At 31.7% G+C, this 19,159-nt stretch carries 13 protein-coding genes and 3 pseudogenes; 8 read left to right on the top strand and 8 right to left on the bottom strand.

The genetic code is table 11. The features are described from left to right. Positions 1–17: 17 nt before the first annotated feature. A complete protein-coding gene (locus AD998_04010) occupies positions 18–5,849 on the top strand; it encodes a hypothetical protein (GenBank protein ID KOY85426.1) in 5,832 nt (1,943 codons plus the stop codon). A gap of 132 nt (positions 5,850–5,981) precedes the next feature. Here AD998_04010 and AD998_04005 read toward each other — a convergent pair. From AD998_04005 to AD998_03995, 3 genes and pseudogenes are all read right to left on the bottom strand, one after another. After that, positions 5,982–6,668, bottom strand: a pseudogene (locus AD998_04005) (hypothetical protein). Positions 6,669–6,746: 78 nt separating this feature from the next. Next, positions 6,747–8,624, bottom strand: coding sequence for a hypothetical protein (locus AD998_04000; GenBank protein KOY85425.1), 1,878 nt, complete (start codon positions 8,622–8,624; stop codon positions 6,747–6,749). Between the two features lie 45 nt (positions 8,625–8,669). Then, complete coding sequence (locus AD998_03995; protein KOY85424.1) at positions 8,670–9,701, bottom strand: 3-dehydroquinate synthase; 1,032 nt, start codon at positions 9,699–9,701, stop codon at positions 8,670–8,672. Positions 9,702–9,856: 155 nt separating this feature from the next. Here AD998_03995 and AD998_03990 point away from each other — a divergent pair, with 155 nt between their 5' ends. After that, a complete protein-coding gene (locus AD998_03990; GenBank protein ID KOY85423.1) occupies positions 9,857–10,156 on the top strand; it encodes a sterol-binding protein in 300 nt (99 codons plus the stop codon). A gap of 50 nt (positions 10,157–10,206) precedes the next feature. Here AD998_03990 and AD998_03985 read toward each other — a convergent pair whose 3' ends face one another. The 3 genes and pseudogenes from AD998_03985 to AD998_03975 form a co-directional block, all read right to left on the bottom strand. Continuing rightward, entirely contained in the window at positions 10,207–11,271 is a 1,065-nt protein-coding gene (locus AD998_03985; GenBank protein ID KOY85422.1) for an NADH:ubiquinone oxidoreductase subunit H, read from the bottom strand. 106 nt (positions 11,272–11,377) lie between these two features. Beyond that, positions 11,378–12,229 (bottom strand): annotated as a pseudogene (locus tag AD998_03980) (hypothetical protein). A 110-nt stretch (positions 12,230–12,339) separates the two neighbouring features. Beyond that, the gene (locus AD998_03975) at positions 12,340–13,227 is read right to left on the bottom strand and encodes a hypothetical protein (GenBank protein KOY85421.1); all 888 of its coding nucleotides are present in this window, start codon (positions 13,225–13,227) and stop codon (positions 12,340–12,342) included. A 799-nt stretch (positions 13,228–14,026) separates the two neighbouring features. Between AD998_03975 and AD998_03970 the strand changes: the two are divergent. After that, positions 14,027–14,488: pseudogene (locus tag AD998_03970) on the top strand (hypothetical protein). Here AD998_03970 and AD998_03965 read toward each other — a convergent pair. Next, complete coding sequence (locus AD998_03965; GenBank protein KOY85420.1) at positions 14,489–14,890, bottom strand: hypothetical protein; 402 nt, start codon at positions 14,888–14,890, stop codon at positions 14,489–14,491. A gap of 173 nt (positions 14,891–15,063) precedes the next feature. Between AD998_03965 and AD998_03960 the strand changes: the two genes are divergently transcribed. From AD998_03960 to AD998_03940, 5 genes are all read left to right on the top strand, one after another. Then, positions 15,064–15,375: a 50S ribosomal protein L21 gene (locus tag AD998_03960; GenBank protein ID KOY85419.1), complete on the top strand. Its 312-nt coding sequence runs from the start codon at positions 15,064–15,066 to the stop codon at positions 15,373–15,375. A gap of 43 nt (positions 15,376–15,418) precedes the next feature. After that, the gene (locus tag AD998_03955; GenBank protein ID KOY85418.1) at positions 15,419–15,679 is read left to right on the top strand and encodes a 50S ribosomal protein L27; all 261 of its coding nucleotides are present in this window, start codon (positions 15,419–15,421) and stop codon (positions 15,677–15,679) included. A 139-nt stretch (positions 15,680–15,818) separates the two neighbouring features. Then, entirely contained in the window at positions 15,819–16,415 is a 597-nt protein-coding gene (locus AD998_03950; GenBank protein KOY88044.1) for a peptidoglycan peptidase, read from the top strand. Positions 16,416–16,462: 47 nt separating this feature from the next. After that, positions 16,463–17,101, top strand: coding sequence for a hypothetical protein (locus AD998_03945; protein KOY85417.1), 639 nt, complete (start codon positions 16,463–16,465; stop codon positions 17,099–17,101). After that, positions 17,082–17,963, top strand: a complete 882-nt coding sequence (locus AD998_03940; GenBank protein ID KOY85416.1) for a 4-hydroxy-tetrahydrodipicolinate synthase — start codon at positions 17,082–17,084, stop codon at positions 17,961–17,963. The genes AD998_03945 and AD998_03940 overlap by 20 nt, the downstream gene beginning before the upstream one ends. A 27-nt stretch (positions 17,964–17,990) precedes the next feature. On the opposite strand, the gene AD998_03935 is transcribed toward AD998_03940, so the two are convergent. After that, complete coding sequence (locus AD998_03935) at positions 17,991–19,157, bottom strand: phosphoribosylformylglycinamidine cyclo-ligase (protein ID KOY85415.1); 1,167 nt, start codon at positions 19,155–19,157, stop codon at positions 17,991–17,993. Positions 19,158–19,159 lie beyond the last annotated feature (2 nt).

Here is a 19,159-nt window from a genome sequence, read left to right as displayed (position 1 = left end):
CTTGAATCTTGTGAGTTATGAAAAAAATCATCTTTTTAATTGTATTATTGTTCTGCTTTATACAAGGCTTTTCTCAACGTTTTTCTACCAATCCTGATGAGTTTATAGGGCAAATAGACAAAATTTTAAGAGAATCCAATCAAATTAAGTCAGCTGAACAGATTAGGTCTGCTTGGACAAGGGGAGCATTTACAACTGACCAACAAACTAAAATAATTATTCTAAGCCAAAAGATTGTTAACAAAAGAGGCAAAGTAGATACTGAAATCAAAAACTTATTAGAAGCTTTTATTGGTGGATTAGAAGGGCAAACCGTTACTAGTAACCAATTAGATAATTTGCTAATGGTAAGCGATAAACTCGTAAGTACAGCTTCTTTAGCTAAAATTAATGTTTTTTCTAATCGAATCAATAGTCTATTACTTTACAAAGCCCTTTATAGCTCTAATTTTAATAAAATTTATGTAGATGGAGGCTTTGAGTTTGTTTATGCAGATTCTTCAGTTAGAAATCAAAATAGTTGGTTCAAGGATTGGAAGGAGGCTAGCAGAGAGCCTGATTCTCTAGGAAATATTCAACCCTATCCACATCCTTTGGTGGTTGGTCCTGTAATTTTATTTCCCAAAACCAATTTATATTTTTCATCGCCACATGATTCTGTAAGTATTACTAACACAAAAATTGCTTTTTTTCTTGAGTTAGATATGTTTGTAGCTGATAAAGGTCGCTTTTCTTGGGAAAACCTCTACAATAAAGGAACTGTTGATTCCATAGCACTAGGAAATATTCAGAGAAAAAATATTTATGTAGATTTTGATAAATTTAGCCATAAAGTAACAGAACAAAGAATAAAAGCTGAAAATGTAAGCATTTCTTATTCTGAAAAATTAAAAAACCCAGAAAAAGGTAGTTTTGAGTTTTTGAGTGAAAAGAGAAAAAATATGCAAGACCTTCGTTTCCCTATATTCAAGTCATACAGTGAACGAACTGATATACAAAATATAGGAACCAATATATCTTATACAGGTGGAATGAAAATGGTAGGTCTTAAACTATATGGTTATTCGCCTAGTAAACGCCCAAATTGTAGATTACTGGTTACTAAAGATGGAGAAGTGAAGTTTCATGCTAACTCCAAAGAAATTTATTTAGGAGATGACCAAATATTATCTAAAAATACCTCTTTTGGTTATTATATTAGTGGTTCTGACTCTCTTACACATTCAGATGTTGTATTGAGTTATAACAAGATTAAACTACCAAATGATAGTACTCCTGCTAATGCATTTAAACTTTATAAAGAAAAGGTAAATGATGATATTCCTTTTATAGATGAATACCATAAAATGTATATCATTGCAGATATGGCTATTTATCAACCTGAAAAAAATATAGTTGATTTTTACATTGTAGGAGCCAATACCAAAATACCAGCTATTTTTGAGTCCTTTAGTTATTTTGATGGTGATCGTTATGAAGAAATTCATGGTTCTTATAATTTTCATCCTCTCAAGCTAGTTCAATATTATGCAGGAAAATATGGTTCTACTAATTCTCAGGGAGTAAGAGAGTTTAATATTGCTGCTATTTTTGATGATTTATCACAACAGAATAACAACAAGAAAAAACAACAATCCAAAATAGATCCAAATGCTGTAAAAATGGCTATGCGAAAGCTATCCAGAGAAGGATATGTAGCTTATGATGAGTTTTCGGGTAGTATAATTGTTCTCAACCGTACAACACAAAGTGCTAACTCCTACCAATATAAAAGGGCGATGGAGTATGCAGAAAAAAACCCTAAAAAGAAACTTCCCATTGAATTTTCTTCCTATGCAGATAAAGATTTTGATGATATGATTATAGAGTCTATTTCTCCAAGAAATGCTCGTAAAGATAGCATCAAGGTTGATACCATTAAGTTTAAATTTAATCAAGGAAGAATTTTATATCCTAAACTTGAAGGAAAAGATGTTTACATCACTAAAAGAGTTTTCAAACCCAAAACAGACTCTATATCAAGAGATACATTGTTTAGAGATACAACTATTACACTTACTGACACTTTTAAAATTGACAGATTTACAGAAGTAAAAAAAGTAATATTAGGGCAAGAATTAGAGGTTAATCATCTAAACCCTAACAATTTTGTTTTACTTGAATTAGATGGTTTCTTTACACAAGGCGATCGTAAAAAAGGACCTTATATGCCTAATGCAACTATTGATGCCAATGGTGGAGGTATTGTTATTAGAGGCATTGAACGATTTGCAGTAAGTAAAAAGCTTAATCTAAACTTTATACCTAAAAATAAAGAAATTCGGATATTTGGAGATAGAGTAATTATGATGGAGGAAGGTGAGGTAACAGTAGGTAACTTTAGATTCATTGGTAAAAATTTTACACTTCCTTATGATGAGTTTAAACTTACCATGGAAACTATTGATACTGTACTTTTTGCTGTGCAAGATCCCAAAAATCCACAACTCAAATATGATTTAGGTGGTGAAATCAAGATGAATGCAGGTGATTTATATATCAATCATCCCAATAATAAATCAGGTTTGAAAAAAGGACAAATCCCTGGTGGTAAAAAAGGAGAAACTTATGAATCATTCCCAAAACTAAAAGTAGAAACTGGTGGGCGTATTTATTTTGATGCGTTCTATAGAGAGAAGTTCGCTTACCACAAAAAACAAGTCTATTTTGAGATTCCAAATGTAGAATTGGACAGTTTGACTAGCAAATTACCTAAATTTAGTGGTGTTTTCCATTCTAATATTTTCCCTCCTATCAAAGAGGAACTTGTACCTGTGTACGACCCCAAATATAATGGTATAGAATCTAAATATGCTTTGGGTTTTGTACATCGTCCAAAAAAATCTTTAAAGTTGTATAGTAAACATGGAGAGATAAAAGCAGATTCTATTGTTATGTATAAAACAGGCCTTGTGGCCTCTGGCAAAAATCTTGAAATTAAAAATCATACTTATAGTGTAAAAGCTCGCTCTGTAGTACTTACACCTGACTCTGTACATACAGAAAATGCTACTTTAGAAGTAAAACAAGGTTTTGCTGGTAAAACTTTATATCCCAAAGCAAGTGGAGAAAATTTACGTCTTGCATGGTTTACAAGCAAAGATTCTGTACAAATTGATAGTATCACTTTTAAAAACAGAGATAAATTATTTAAGTTGTTTGATGATAAAAATCCCGCCAGTTTAAAAGGAACATTGGCCATAACTCCTGAATCGTTATGGGGTATTGGAGAGCTTTCCAGAAAAGATTTTTTCTTATTTGCTCCCAAAGGTGTAAAAGTCTCTCCAGAAAGAATTTTCACTCCTGATATACCAGATAATATTGTAGAGTTTAAAGTAAATTCTACTGATAAAGATCCTTTTGCAAAAGAAGAAGTTGAAACGAACAAGCCTCTTATTGATGCAAATGCTATTTTTATAGATTTCGACTTAAAAAAGTCTATTTGTAAAATTACTTATAACAAAACAATTGCTCAGCAAAACCCTAATTACGATTTTATTAGCTTTCCTTATGCCCAATTTAAGACATCTGTAAAAGAAGCTGTTTGGGATGTTGCTAAAAAAAATGTAACCATGCATAGTGATAGTGCTTCTATGTTTGCTTCCACTAAATTTGCTGAAGAAGAAAATACACCTCAAAAAGATATTATATTTAAAGCAAAAGGTGGAAAATATGATTTAAAAGATATTAATAATCCTATTTTAGAGTTATTAGGTGTTGATTATATCCCTTCGGCAGATGCTCGTATTATCCCAAATAAAGGCAAAGTTACCATTTTGAAAGGTGCAGATATTCAAGAACTAAAAGATGCAACTATTGTAGTAGACACTATTAATTTTTATCATACACTTGTGCATGGAAATATCAAAATCAACCATCGAGAAGATTTTGAAGGTGATGCAACTTATAGATATGTAAATGTAATCAAAGATACTACTAAAATAAAGTTTGATAAATTTGAATTAGTTGGCAGAGATAGTCTTTCAGAGGCTGGTGTAGTTAAGAAAAAACGTAGAAAGAAAGATTTGGACACACTGCATTTGCCTAGTCGTTACACACAATCTCAAGGAGAAGTTTTAGAAACAGATAATTTCTTCATTACCTCTCGTATACAGTTTAAGGGTAAAGCTGAAATGTTGGCTTATAAGAAAGATTTAATTTTAGATGGTTCTATTCGTTTGTCTTTGAAAAGTAGAAAAGACTTTGACTCTTGGATTCCATACCAAAGAGATGCAGGAGATGTTTATATAGAATTAGACGAAAAAACCAGTGTAGAAGATAAAATTCTAACTTCTGGCTTACATTATGCAGGTGAAGCAGGAAAGCTTTATACAACTTTCTTATCAAGTAAAAAAGAAGATTTGGATGGTGATTTATTTCTAACAAAAGGTGTTTTATCTTATGTTCCTGAACTCAATGAATTTAAGATTACAGACAAAGCTCGTTTGGAAAAAGAAAGTTATCAGGGTAGTTTATTTACTTTTGATGACTCCAAAGCAACCATCGAAATGCAAGGTAAATTCAATATGGTAGATGAAGCTTTGCAAAAAAATGTTTTTTCTTCTGGTAATGTCAAAATTAATTTGAAGAAAGATGATTACCAGTTCAATCAGTTTTTTGTAATGGACTTTTCTAAGTTCAAATCAGCTTTTGCTGTAATGGGTGATATGTTGAATTTGAATAAAATGGATGGTGGAGAAGCTGCTTATAGTACTGAGGACGTTTCTCTAATGAGTAAACTTGCTGAAATAGTGGGTGATAGTAAAGCTAAAAAGTATGAAACTACTGCAAGAACTAAATTTACTCCTTTGTTCAATGCTGACAAGAAACTATTAGCCAAAGGTATTGTACTTTCTAATGTAAATATGCATTGGTCTGACACAACCAATAGTTTTTATAGTGTTGGTAAAATAGGTGTTGCAAATGTTTTAGATAAAGATTTGAATAGTCTTTATGAGGGTTATTTGGAAATCCAGAAAATGACAGATGGAGATATTTTAACACTCTACATCGAAGGAGCAAATGATATGTGGTTTTATTTTTCATTCCATCAAGGAACTTTATATGGAGAGTCTTCCGTAGATAAATTCAACAATATTTTTAGCAAAGGTAAAAAAGCAAAAAAAGTTGGTGAATTGAGTATGGAGATAGCAGATGATGGTGCTGCACAAGCTTTCAAAGCAAAATTCAAACACTATTATATTGATAAAAAATTAGGTGCTGTGCCTGAAACTCCTAGGAAAGACAAAGAGGAAAAAGAAGAAGAAGAAGAACCCAAAGAAGAGAAAAAATCGAAAAAGAAGAAAAAGAAAAAAGGTGATGAAGAAGAGGAAGAAAATATAGAACCGAAGGAAGAAGAACCTAAAGAGGAGGAAAAACCCAAAGAAGAGAAAAAATCGAAAAAGAAGAAAAAGAAAAAAGGTGAAGAGGAAGAAGATGAGGAAAATGTAGAACCGAAAGAGGAAGAGCCTAAAGAAGAAGAAAAACCTAAAGACGAAAAGAAGAAAGATGAGAAAGTAAAAGAAGAGAAACCGAAGGATGAAAAAGAGAAGCCCAAAGAAGAAAAGGAAAAACCTAAAGATGAAAAGAAGAAAGATGAGAAAGTAAAAGAGGAGAAACCAAAGGACGAAAAAGAGAAGCCCAAAGAAGAAAAGGAAAAACCTAAAGACGAAAAGAAAAAAGACGAAAAGAAACCTAAAGACGAAAAAGAAAAGAAACCAACTAAAGACAAAAAGAAGAAGAAAAAAGGTGAAGAAGATGAAGAAGATGAGCCAAGAAAAGAAGAGAAAGACGAAAAAGATGGTTTCTAAAATAAAAAGAGGAGCAACTGCTCCTCTTTTTATTTATGCTACTTTTTTTCTTAAAGAATTTCCTATCATCTTGACTTGAATGGATTTAGGGATAATATATCGCATCCAAGAGTATAACCTTACCAAAAGTTTAGGCACATACATATTGCGTTTATCAAACATTGCCTTGATAGCGAAGTGTGCTACGTATTCTGGTGTAGAACTAAGGATTTGTGCTGAGCGACCTATTCTTGCTGTATCTTCTATAATTTTTTCATTCGTTAAAATACCTCCAGGACACAATGCCGTTACACTTATCCCAGAACCTTTTAGTTCCTCTCTTAATGCTCTTGAAAATGAATAAACATATTGTTTAGAAGCAGAATAAACTGTTTTATAAGGCATTGTAAATAATCCAGCCATACTTGAAATATTTAACAAATACGATGGACTGTTATCTTTCAGCATAGGCAACAGTAAATGTGTTAATTTTGTAGGAACTAATACATTTAGTTTCAACAATGTATCAAAGAAACCAACATCAAAACTGTCAAATCTGCCTGTATAGCCTATTCCTACATTATTGATAAGGTATTTTACTGGCAGTTGTTTTGATTCAACAAATTCTAAAATTTGTGCTGGAGCATTATCTTGTGTAAGATTAATTCCTAACACTTCTACATTTACAGAATATTTAGTTTGAATTTGATAAGCTGTTTCATAAAGTTCTGGACTATCCAAAGCCACTAAAATCAGGTTGATTTGTTTTTGAGCCAACTCCTCAGCCATTGCCTTTCCCAAACCTTGACTACCACCTGTTATAAGAGCATAAAAATTCATAGCAAAAATAGTTTCCTCCAATTCTCCGCAAGATTACGGTTTTTCAATCAGAAGTAATAATTTTTACACGAAAATATTCTACCCCTTATTATTTATAGGAAGTATTAATTCTATAGCTGTAAACTGATTTGGTTCGCTTTCGAGTAATATCTCACCTTGCATTTTATCAATAGCTTTTTGTACAACATGCAATCCTAAGCCATTTCCTTTAGAAGTTTCATCTCCTCTAAAAAACATTTCAAAAACTCTTGTTTGATAATGTAGTTTGATACCAATACCTTGATCTGTTATTCTGATATGATTTGTGCCTGTTCTTTCAACAAAAACTTCTATCTTTATTTGAATAGGTTTAATAGAAGAAAAAACTATTGCATTTTCAATAATATTTTCTAAAGCAATCTCTATCAGAGCTTTATCTCCTTGTATTTCTTCATCTCCTTGGTAAGAATACTGTATATCAGTCGTTCTGACATGCAGTTTTTCAGAAAGTTGCTTGATGATTTTCTCACATAAACTTGGTAATAAGAATGTTGTATAAACAATATCCTGATGAGCTACTTGATATAAACCAGAAAGTTTTCTGAGAAGAGAATCCATTTGTTCCAATGTCAAATCGACTTTATCAAAAATTTCTTTTATAAAATCTTTTTGCGACTCCATTTTACCCAAATTGCTCAATCCCATCATGGTAGACAGTGGACTTCTAAAATCATGAGCAAAACGATACACATAAGTATCTAACTCATTATTAACGTTTTGCAATTTCAGATTCGATTCAAAAAGTTTTTTAGTTCTTTCCTCTACAATTTTTTCCAAATTGTCATTCAAAGCTAATAATTCTGCATTTTGTTGTTCTATAATGCCTTTTTGATTGCTGATTTCATCATTTTTTTGTAATAATACCTTATAGAATTGTTGTTTTCGTTTTGCCCTCCACAAAATAGCCCCTATCACTCCTATCAAAACAAGTGTAATAATACCATAAATGATATTACGAAGTTGATTATTTTGGCGTAGAATCGAGATTTGTGACTCTTTTTGTTCTATATCTTTTTTTCTATTTATTTCTGCAATGATAGAGGCTTTATCTTGCTTGGCAATAGAGTCCAACATGATTTTATGGTCTTGCAAATATCTGTAAGCATTTTGATAATCTCCCATTCCTTCATAAATTTCTGCCAGTGTAATCGTTGCTTCTTTTATTCTTCGCTTTTGGTAATAGGTTTTGGCTAATTTTAAACTTTGTAATGAGTTTTCTAATGCTTCTTTATATTGCTTTTTTCCTAAGTAAGAAATACCAATATTATTTAAAGTTGCAATATTTCTTTCACTCTCTTTATATTTTTCTCTGATAGCTTTTGCTTTAAATAAATATTTTAATGCCTCTTCATATTGAAATAAATGATTGTTAATGAGTCCAATATTATTGTAGGTTACTCCTAATTCTTTTTCTAAATTTAATTTTTCTTGTATTTTTTTATTTTCCTCAAAAAAATAAAGCGATTGTTTATAATCTTGCCTTTCCCAATAAATAATGCCTATTCCATTCAAACAATAAGTTTGAGCTTTTATAATATTATGTTTTTTACCTACCTCAAGCCCTTTTTGATACATTTCTATGGCTTGGTCATAAAGCCCTTGTTCATTGTTAATAAAGCCTAAGTTCATATAACTTTCAGCCACACCATGCCAATAACCAATTTTTTCAGCCTTTTCAAGAGCTTCCAAAGCCTTAATGAATGATTGGTATTCATCTATTACTCTGTATTGTCTGCTAATAAGATTTAGTAGAATAATTTGCGTTGTATCTGTTTCAGTTTTTTCCAAAATACTCTCCAAGCTATCTATATGTCTTTTTACAACTATAGGATACTCCAAACCAACACCCGCTTCTTGTCCAAGGGCGTTGATTATCGAAAAATTTATAAGTAATAATATGAAAATGATTCTAACCAATATATTTAAAATAAAATCCTATTGAAGCAATATAAAAAAAAAGTATCAAATAATTGCATTTAAGTAAGATAAAGCATCACTTATTTCTGATGAATTTACTTCTATATCAAAAATGCCTTCTCCAATAGATTTTAACAAAGTGAATTTATGTTTGCCTTGTTCATTTTTTTTGTCTTGAAGTGTAAGTTTCACAATATTTTCTATCATTTCGGGCGAAAAATGGAATTTAAAATAATTTTGCTTGATAAATTGGGTGATTTCCTCAAGTTCCAGCTCTGTCAAATGCCCCATTTTTTGAGCTATCCAACTTTCAGCAACCATTCCCCAAGCAACAGCCTCACCATGTAAAAACGAATTCTTTGTATCAAGGAAAAAACTTTCAATGGCATGTCCAATCGTATGTCCAAAATTTAAGAGTTTACGAATATTTTTTTCATGTGGGTCTTGTTCTACAATTTTAGATTTAATAGATACAGAATGGTTTACTAAAAAATCCATATTTTGATTTTCAAAATCTATCTTAGAAATCTTTTCCCACATTTTCTTATCATTTATCAAGCAATGTTTGATAATTTCTGCAAAACCTGATCTTTTTTCTTTTTCAGATAAAGTTTGTAGGAATATTGTATCAATTAGAACTGCATTTGGTTCTCTAAAAACTCCTATTTGGTTTTTAAACCCTTCAAAATCAATACCCAATTTTCCTCCTACACTTGCATCTACTTGAGAAAGCAAAGTAGTTGGAATTTGTATAAAATCTATTCCTCTTTTGTATGTAGCAGCACAAAATCCTCCCATATCTCCTATCACTCCCCCACCCAAATTGACACACAATGCTTTTCTATCAAGGTTATGAGTTGTCATTGTATGCCAAATGGTTTGGCATGTTTCTATATTCTTATATTGTTCTCCTGCTTGAATACTAATAACCATTGCTTTTTCTGCAATGGAACCCAATTTTTTTAAACAATAGTGATGCGTATTTTCATCACAAATGATTACATAACTCTGATAATTGTGTTCTACTATCCAGTTATGAAGGGTTTGTTCTATATTATTTTTACAAAATATAATCATGAATTTTAAAAGAGAAATTTTATATTTTATTACAATATTAACAAAAAAAGCCCTTTTAGAAAACTTATAGAGAGCTTCTTGTAGTTTATGTTGTGGTTTTTTGAAAACTTTTATTAGCTTTACCTCATTATTTCAACCAAAAATAATTCAATATTATGAGTCTTCAAGTATTCACAGAAAAAGTACAAACAATTGTAGGCGAGGACAGTCGTTTAAACGCAACTGTAAAATTTTCTACTGATGAAGGTGTATTGTTTGTAGATGCCAAACAAGTTCCTAATATAATTAGCAATGAAGATAAAGATGCTGATTGTACGGTAAGCCTTTCTGCTGCTGATGCAGTAAAATTATTAGAAGGTAATTTAAATCCTATGAATGCCTTTATGATGGGTAAAATCAAAGTAAAAGGTGATATGGGTATAGCTATGAAAGTCATGCAACTCATTGGAGGATAAACAAAAAAGCCTGAAGAACATTCAGGCTTTTTTTATGTAAATTCTGTTTTTTATCCTTTTAAAACTAATATTACGACTCCTGTAATCATTACGTTTAAAATTGCCAAAGGTAAGAGTGTTTTCCAACCTAAATTCATAAGTTGATCGTAACGGAAGCGAGGAAGTGTCCAACGTACCCACATAAAGAAGAATACAAAGAACAATGCTTTGGCAAACAATGCTCCCACACCTATCAAAGTAGCAATATTTTGACCAGCATTTTCAGTAACCCAAGCCATAAACGGATAATTATACCCTCCAAAAAATAATATAGAAATTATAACAGACGAAATAAACATATTGATATACTCCGCAAATAAATAAAAGCCGAGTTTCATACTGCTATACTCTGTATGGTATCCACCAATCAATTCTGTTTCGCATTCTGGTAAATCGAAGGGTGTACGATTACATTCTGCAAAAGCACAAGTAATAAATATGATAAAACCCAAAGGTTGATAAAACAGAAACCAATTTGTTCCAGAAGGCATAAAAGAAAGTCCATATAAACTACTTTCTTGTACTGTAACAATGTCTCTCAAAGAAAGAGAACCCACCATCATCACAATAGAAATGATAGAAAGTCCCATAGCAAGTTCATAACTAATATTTTGAGATGCAGCTCTAATAGCTCCCAAAAGAGAGAATTTATTGTTAGAAGCCCAACCTCCAATCATGATGCCATACACACCTAAAGCTACTACTGCAAAAACATACAAAACGCCAATATTGGCATCAATGCCTTGAACATAAAACTTTTCCCCAAAAAGTTCCATTTGTCCCCCAAAGGGAATTACAGCACTTGTCATGGTAGCAGCCATCATAGCAGCTGAAGGTCCCAAAATGAAAAGCCATTTATTGGAATTGGCAGGAATAAAATCTTCTTTAAAAAACATCTTACCTGCATCAGCAATGGGTTGTAACAATCCGAAAATACCCGCTCTATTAGGACCTATACGATCCTGTAAAAATGCAGCAACTTTTCTTTCTGCATAGGTAGAGTATGTGGCAATCAGTAATGTGATGCCAAAAATAAGTAGAATAATTACTCCTTTAATCAATAATAGTGTATCCATTGATTTCTATTTTTATTTCAGATAACTCTAAACTATGTGCAATTTGTTTAAAATATTGAAATTTATCAGCTTTTTTTTATTTTTTTTTATTTGATAAAAAGCCATTTTATTTTGTTTTGGTGTATTCATATAGTTTTTCACCTTTGTTATTGATAAACGTAAAGGTTATCTTTTGATTATCCACTTTAAAGAGTGTAAAACCATAAGTAGAAGCTGTATATTTAGAAACATCATAATTAGAAATAGGTGTTATATCTGCTCCCCCACCTCCAGAAACAACATACTCTGTATGATTATTATCTGGTTTTAAATGCCCTAAATGGTGTTCGTGTCCAGCTACATAAAAATCTACTTTATATTTATCAAAAATGGGTTTAAAAGTTGCAATATAATTCCCCATTGTTCCTTTTCTTGGTCCTGCAGTATATAAAGGGTGATGCCCAAAAACCATTTTCCATTGGGCTTTAGAATTGGCAAGGGTGCTATCTAACCACTTTTTTTGTAGAGTTGTATCTTGCTGTGTAACATCTGTATGCACTCCTGATGTATGCAGGTTTTTATCAAATGGAGAAGTATCCAAAAATACCATCAGAAGCGTAATACGAGGAAATGATTGAAGTGTTTTTTCAACAGTATAATAACGTTTAGGTAGTTTCCATTGACTATTTTTGGTATTATAGTCAAGTTGAGCTTGTACATTGCCTTCATAATCGTGATTACCCAAAGTAACATACCAATCTTTACCTAAAAGGCTTCCATTATACATATTTTCGTAACGTTCAGTCCATTTAGAATCATCGATGCTTTGTACACCATTATAATAAAAATTATCTCCTGTTGAAACTAGATAATCTATTTTAATGGTATCTGCTACACTTTTCATGATGTTGGCTGTTTTGGCCTGTTCAGTAGAAGTTACCCAACCCCAGTCACCAATTACCATAAAAGAAAAACTATTTTTACCTTTTTCAAGAGATGTTTTACATGAAAATAGCATCATCAGGATAACATAAGCGAGATTTTTCATAAGCCTTTAAAATAAAAAAAGCCCTTTCGGGCTTTTAGTAATTATTGAATAATTTTACCTCTTACTTCTTTTACTTTTTCCAGTAATGGCTTTAAATCCTCAGTAGAGACTGGCATTTTTCCACCTTCTGATTTGGCAAATTTTTCTGCATACTTATTATCGCTGTATATTTTCTTTAACTCTTTTAAGCCTTTCAACAGTTCGTCTCCTTTTGCATCTCTTTGTACAGATTCTAAGGAGGCAATTGCATCATCTAAAGATTTTTCTTGATCAGCAATAATCTTTACCATTCTACCAAAAATCTGGTCTTTGGTATTTTTATCTAAATCAGAAGGTAAATTGATGATATTGGTAGATAAGTATAAACCTTCTACAAACATTCCTCCTAAAATAACAGCCGACATAGCTGTGCGTTCGTTATCTCTCAAATATTTATCAATATTTTGAACAGCCTCATTTGCCATTTTAATAAGTGTATCTTTTTTATCCAAGTTTTTACGGAAACGCTCTAACGTTTTCTCATCAATAGCGGAAGAAACACCTACTTTATCAGCTAATTTTTTACATGCTTGCATGTAGTCTATACCTAATTGTATTTTTTCGTAGTTTAGTACATATCCTAAGTCTACAGCATAAATACCAAAATTAACTCCAGCTAAATCATTGGTAGTCAAGTATTTATCTGCATTTTTTGGAGTATTAATTAAATTTTCATAAAAATCATCTATTCCTGCTGAAGCTAACAAATCAGGCAATTCTTGTACACGAGGCATTTGCTTTACAGCATCTCTTACATTTTTCTTTACTTCCTCTGTGTTTGTTTGGGTTTGAGTAGTATCTTTTTTATCAGTTGTATTTGTTTCTTTTTCTCCACAACTTGCTAAAAGTAATGCACAAGTAAATATAGCAAAAAGGTTTTTGGACAGCATATAGACTATGAGTTTAGTAAAGTTTAGATTTGAAAGCAAACATAATAAAAAATTTAGAAAGTCAAATCATAGTGTATGAATAAAATTGATAGAATTGATGAGTATTTTTCTATATACATAAAAAATTATAAATATTTTTATAGAGAAATGTGTTTTAGCAAGTTATTTTACAATATTTTTAGTATTTTTGCTTAGGACAAAAATCGTAATATCCACTAAAAGCATTTTTTCAATGTTATTTGCTGAAAAATCTTATTTTACCATCGAGCAAACTGATTCTCCTGAAGATTTATATTGTTTTGCAGTGCATATTCCTGAGAAAGAATCAGCAGAAAAAAAAGCAAAAAAACTACTTCAGGATAGTAAAAACTTAGATGCAGCTGATTTTTTTGGGTTATTACACCAAAGTGGTTGGAAAATGATTGTTTGGATTTATCAAAAATCAGCTTTCCCTAATGACCAAACCAAAGAAAAGCTTATTTTTCCTTTGATTGAAAGGAAACTTATCAAACATAACCCTGATTATCTAATTATTACTCCAAAATCAGAGGGTTTTCAAGAATCTTTTGCTCATTTTTTGGAAAGTAAAAGGAGTTTTAATCTATTTGAACAAAGCCCTAATAGAATTGCTGTTATAGAGAAATCTCCCCTTTTTGAGTTAAACAAAAAAATAGCTTCTTATTTTTCACAGAATTTTGATAAGAGTAATTGGAAAACTATTTTAAAAATGTGTTATGCTGTATATCAGTGGCCCGAAAGCTTTCAGCCTTTTGCATATGAACAAGAAGATTTCCCTGATTTTGAACCTCTAATTGCTCAATTGAGTTTGCAATTGGCTTATGATTTTAACCATAGAAAATCAGCAAGTGATGTTCCTTCTGAAAAAGACCAAGTAGCTTGTTTACAATATCTTATATTTTATTTCAAATACATTCATCCTAACAAATATATTTCGACTTTTGAACTCATGGGACATCTTAAAAATTTCAAAGGCAAGCCCATCAGCGAACATTATTTTAGGTCGAAAGTAATTGCAAAACTAAGAGACGCAGGAGTTCTGATAGCCAGTTCGCACAAAGGCTATAAATTACCTGCATCCCAAAAAGATTTGTTAGATTTTATTGAGCATTCCAATACCTACATAGAACCCATGATTTCCAGAGTTTTGGCATGTAGAAATGAAATTTTAGTCGCTACAGAAGGCAAAGTAGATTTGCTGGCTGACAATAAGTTTGCTTATTTAGCTAAAATAGCTGAATAGTTATTCTAACGTAATGGTTTTGATAGTTTTATAACGAACTTTTGTTCCCTTTGGTGATTCTGCCTCCAAGAATCCTTCTTTGATTTCTAAGACTTTTCCTTTGGGGACAACACATATTTGATGACCTAGACCAGCCCAGAAACCTGCACAAGCAGAAATAGCGTTTTTAGGAATTTGATATTGTGATTGTCTGAATGAGTCTTTCTCCAATTCATGAAAAACACCCATTCCTTTTACAAGTAATGTTTTTTTCTCATTTACAACAACATAGATTGTTGTTCTGGGTATGCCCATATCATCTTCAACACTTGTAAATTCCCAAGAAATTTTTGGTGAGTTGTTTTGAGCAAAGCCATTTGAATAAAAAATGATAGAAAGTACTAAGGCTAATAAATAACGCATAATGTTGGGGTTTAAAATTTAATAGCAAAGTACAATTTCCTTGCTAGTTTTTCTCTTTAAGAAAAAGTTTTTTTGAATAACAAAGATAATAAATTTTATATTCAAATTTATTTTGAACCTATCGGTTTTATTTTTACCTTTGCGACCTATTTAAAATTTTAAATTAGTTTATTATGTACGCTATCGTAGAAATCGCGGGACAGCAATTTAAAGTTCAAGAAAATCAGTATATCTATACACACAGATTACCTGAAGCTCTTGACGCTGACGTGAAATTTGACAAGGTAATGCTTGTTGATGACAATGGTTCTATTACTGTTGGTGCTCCTGTTATTGCTGGAGCAAGTGTGAGTGGCAAAGTGCTTGCTCATGTAAAAGGTGATAAAGTTATCATCTTCAAGAAAAAAAGAAGAAAAGGATATCGCAGAAAGAATGGACACAGACAATTCTTGACTAAAGTTCAGATTTCTAAAATTTCCTTATAAAAAATTACTCAATTTTTTTGATAATATCTAAATATTTACTAATATGGCACACAAGAAAGGTGTGGGTAGTTCTAAAAACGGACGTGAATCACACAGTAAAAGATTGGGGATTAAGTTGTTCGGTGGGCAAACTTGTATTGCTGGCAACATTATCGTGAGACAGAGAGGTACACAACATCACCCTGGAAATAATGTAGGTATCGGTAAAGATCATACATTATATGCTTTGACAGATGGCGTTGTGGTATTTAAAAAAGGCAAGAATGACCGTTCTTTTGTTCATATAGAAACGGCTCAAGCCTAACTTACTTAAGAAAAGTTTTCATAGTTATAGTGGTTTAAAAAACTTCACCCTTGGTGGAGTTTTTTCCTTTTTATATATTTGTAAAAAAACAAGTATGCAAAAAGTCTTATTATTTGTACTACTGGGCTTACTAACTTCTTTGAGTATTGTAAGCTATCAAAAATACAACCCTATCAAACAAGAAAACTTCCAGAAAATAAAAGATAGAGATATTATTTTCCATGTTTCTCTTTCGGGGCAGGGCAAAGCTATTCAACTTGCTACCAAATCGAAATATACACATTGTGGCATTATTTATGAAGAAAATGGAAATTTCTGGGTGTATGAAGCCATACAACCTGTCCAAAAAACACCTTTGAAAGAGTGGATACAAAGAGGTGATAAGCAACACTATGTAATTAAAAGACTCAAAAATGCTTCTAATGTTTTAATACCTGAAGTTTTACAAAAAATGAAAGACTATGGTAAAACTTTTCAAGGTAAAAATTATGATATTTATTTTTCGTGGTCTGATGATAGAATTTATTGTTCTGAACTTGTTTGGAAAATCTATTATAAAATTACAGGTATTCAAATTGGCAAGCTTCAAAAGTTAAGAGAATTTGACCTAACAAGCTCTGAAGTCAAGCAGAAAATGCAAGAAAGATATGGAAATAACATTCCTTTTGATGAAGATGTCATTTCTCCTGCAAGTATCTTTCATTCAAAGTTATTAACCACTATCATTTCTAATTAAATATTCATCAAAATCAATTTATCTTTTATCACTCATTCTTCTTATTCATGCTAACTTTTGTATTGAATTTAATCGTTTTCTTGGCTGTATTGGGCTTGGTTTTATTCATTTTCTACTTTAGAATCACTGCTCTTCAAGAAAGCAAAAAGGTAACTAATTATTTGAGTGTGCTCAATAGAAAACTGAATTTACAAGAAGATTTTTCAAGAAAATCTGGAAATGATTGGCTACCTAAACTTAATGGTGTGTATGAAAATAGAGATTTGGTGATTGAAAGAACTATCCAAGAAAAGTATAAGTACTTAGTAATTAGTTTATCATTTCAAAACCAGAATAATTTTTTTCTACAAATTACACCTCAAAGTCATTTAAAAGGCAAGGAAAAGCCCGAAGAATCTCAGATTATACAAACAGGTCTAGAATCTATTGATAATGAATATTTTGTTAGTTCCAATCATTTAGAAAATACAACCCAAATCATCCAAGATTTTTTTCTCCCTATACAAAATAAGTATAAACAAATTTGGTTTTTATTCAGTACATTTTTAGTTTTTCAAAATAGAATTACCTTTGTATTGCTTTCTGTTCCAACTAAACTCAAATACGATTTGATATTGGAACAAATGGTACAAGATTTATATCAACTAGCTAAAACCATAGAACAAAATGACAAACAAACTTCCTAAAGGTGTTGGTGTAGCTTTGGTTACCCCTTTTGATGCTAACTTAAACATTGATTTTTCTGCTTATAAACGCCTTTTGGAGCATACGGCTCAAATTGGTGTAGATTATTGGGTTGTACAAGGTACAACTGGCGAATCTCCTACTACTACATTTGCTGAAAAGGCTCAGTTGTTAGCCTTTGCCAAAGAAAATAATCCAAAGAAATTGCCTATTGTATATGGAATGGGTGGCAATAATACTGAAACGATTATTCAAAACATAAAAAATACAGATTTGGAAGGCGTAACAGCTCTTTTATCTGTAAGTCCATATTACAACAAACCTTCTCAAAGGGGTATTATTGCTCATTATCAGAAGATTGCAGATGTTTCACCTGTACCCATTGTACTTTATAATGTACCTGGCAGAACAGGCTCTAACATTACAGCCGAAACTACTTTAGCATTAGCAGAACACCCCAACATCATTGCAACTAAAGAAGCTTCAGGAAATCTAGTTCAATGTATGGAGATAGCTAAAAATAAGCCTAAAGACTTTATGTTAATTTCTGGAGATGATATGCTTACTGTACCCATGATAAGTTTTGGAGCAGAAGGCGTTATTTCTGTGATGGCAAATGCCTTCCAAGAATTTAACGATATGAGTCATTTAGCACTTGAAAAGAATTTTGAAGCTGCTTCACAAAAACTGTTCAGCCTACTTACCCTCAACGATTTGATGTATATAGAAGGAAACCCTGTAGGTATCAAGCAGGTATTAACATTTCAAGGTGTTTGTTCTTCAAATGTTCGCTTACCACTTGTAGAGGCTTCCGAAAAACTTTCTGAGCAAATTAAAAAAGGCTTGGAAGAGTTGAAAAAATAAATAAAAAGGCTGTTTTAAACAGCCTTTTTAATATTCAAAAACTCCTTTATCTGTTTTGATAGTCAATTTTGTACTTTCTGAGGCTTCTACCCTACCTACAATTTGAGCATCCACACCAAAAGATTTACTAATCTGGATGATTTCCTGAGCATATTGTTCTGGCAGATAAATTTCCATACGGTGTCCCATATTGAAAACCTGATACATTTCTTTCCAAGCTGTTTGGCTTTCTTTCTGGATTATTTCAAACAACGGAGGAATATTAAATAGATTATCCTTAATAATATGTACATTTTCTACAAAATGAAGCACTTTTGTCTGCCCACCTCCACTACAATGCACCAAGCCATGTATATTTTTTGAGTGTAGTGATAAAATTTCCTTCATGATGGGAGCATAGGTACGAGTAGGTGAAAGCACCAATTTACCTATAGGTATTTGTTTGCCTTCTATTTCAATAGTGTCTGTTAAATTATATGAACCTACATATACAACACTATCATTCAAGGCATTATCATACGTTTCAGGATATTTTTTTGCAATTTGTTTACTAAATACATCATGACGAGCTGAAGTAAGTCCGTTACTTCCCATTCCTCCATTATACTCTTTTTCATATTTAGCTTGTCCAAACGAAGCCAAACCCACAATCACATCTCCTGCCTGTATGGTATGATTTGATATAATTTGAGAACGCTTTGCTCTTGCAGTTAGAGTACTATCAACAATTACAGTTTTTACCAAATCACCTACATCTGCTGTTTCACCACCAGTTGTACGAATTTGAATTCCATATTCTCTCATTTCCTCCACAAACTCTTCTGTTCCATTGATGATAGCTGCTATTACTTCTCCAGAAATAAGTTGTTTATTTCTGCCAATTGTTGAGGAAAGCAGAAAATTATCCCAAACGCCCACACATAACAAATCATCGATATTCATTACAATCGCATCTTGGGCAATACCTTTCCAAACAGATAAATCACCTGTTTCTCTCCAATAAGCATACGCCAAAGATGATTTTGTTCCCGCTCCATCAGCATGCATGATGTTACAATAAGCATCATCACCTCCCAAAAAATCAGGTACTATTTTACAAAATGCTTTAGGAAATAAGCCTTTATCTACATTTTTAATGGCATTATGAACATCTTCTTTGGTGGCTGAAACACCTCTTTCGTTATATTTAGTCATAA

This window comes from bacterium 336/3 (assembly GCA_001281695.1).
GTDB lineage: Bacteria > Bacteroidota > Bacteroidia > Cytophagales > Thermonemataceae > Raineya.
This window is presented reverse-complemented; position numbering and strand designations above follow the sequence as displayed.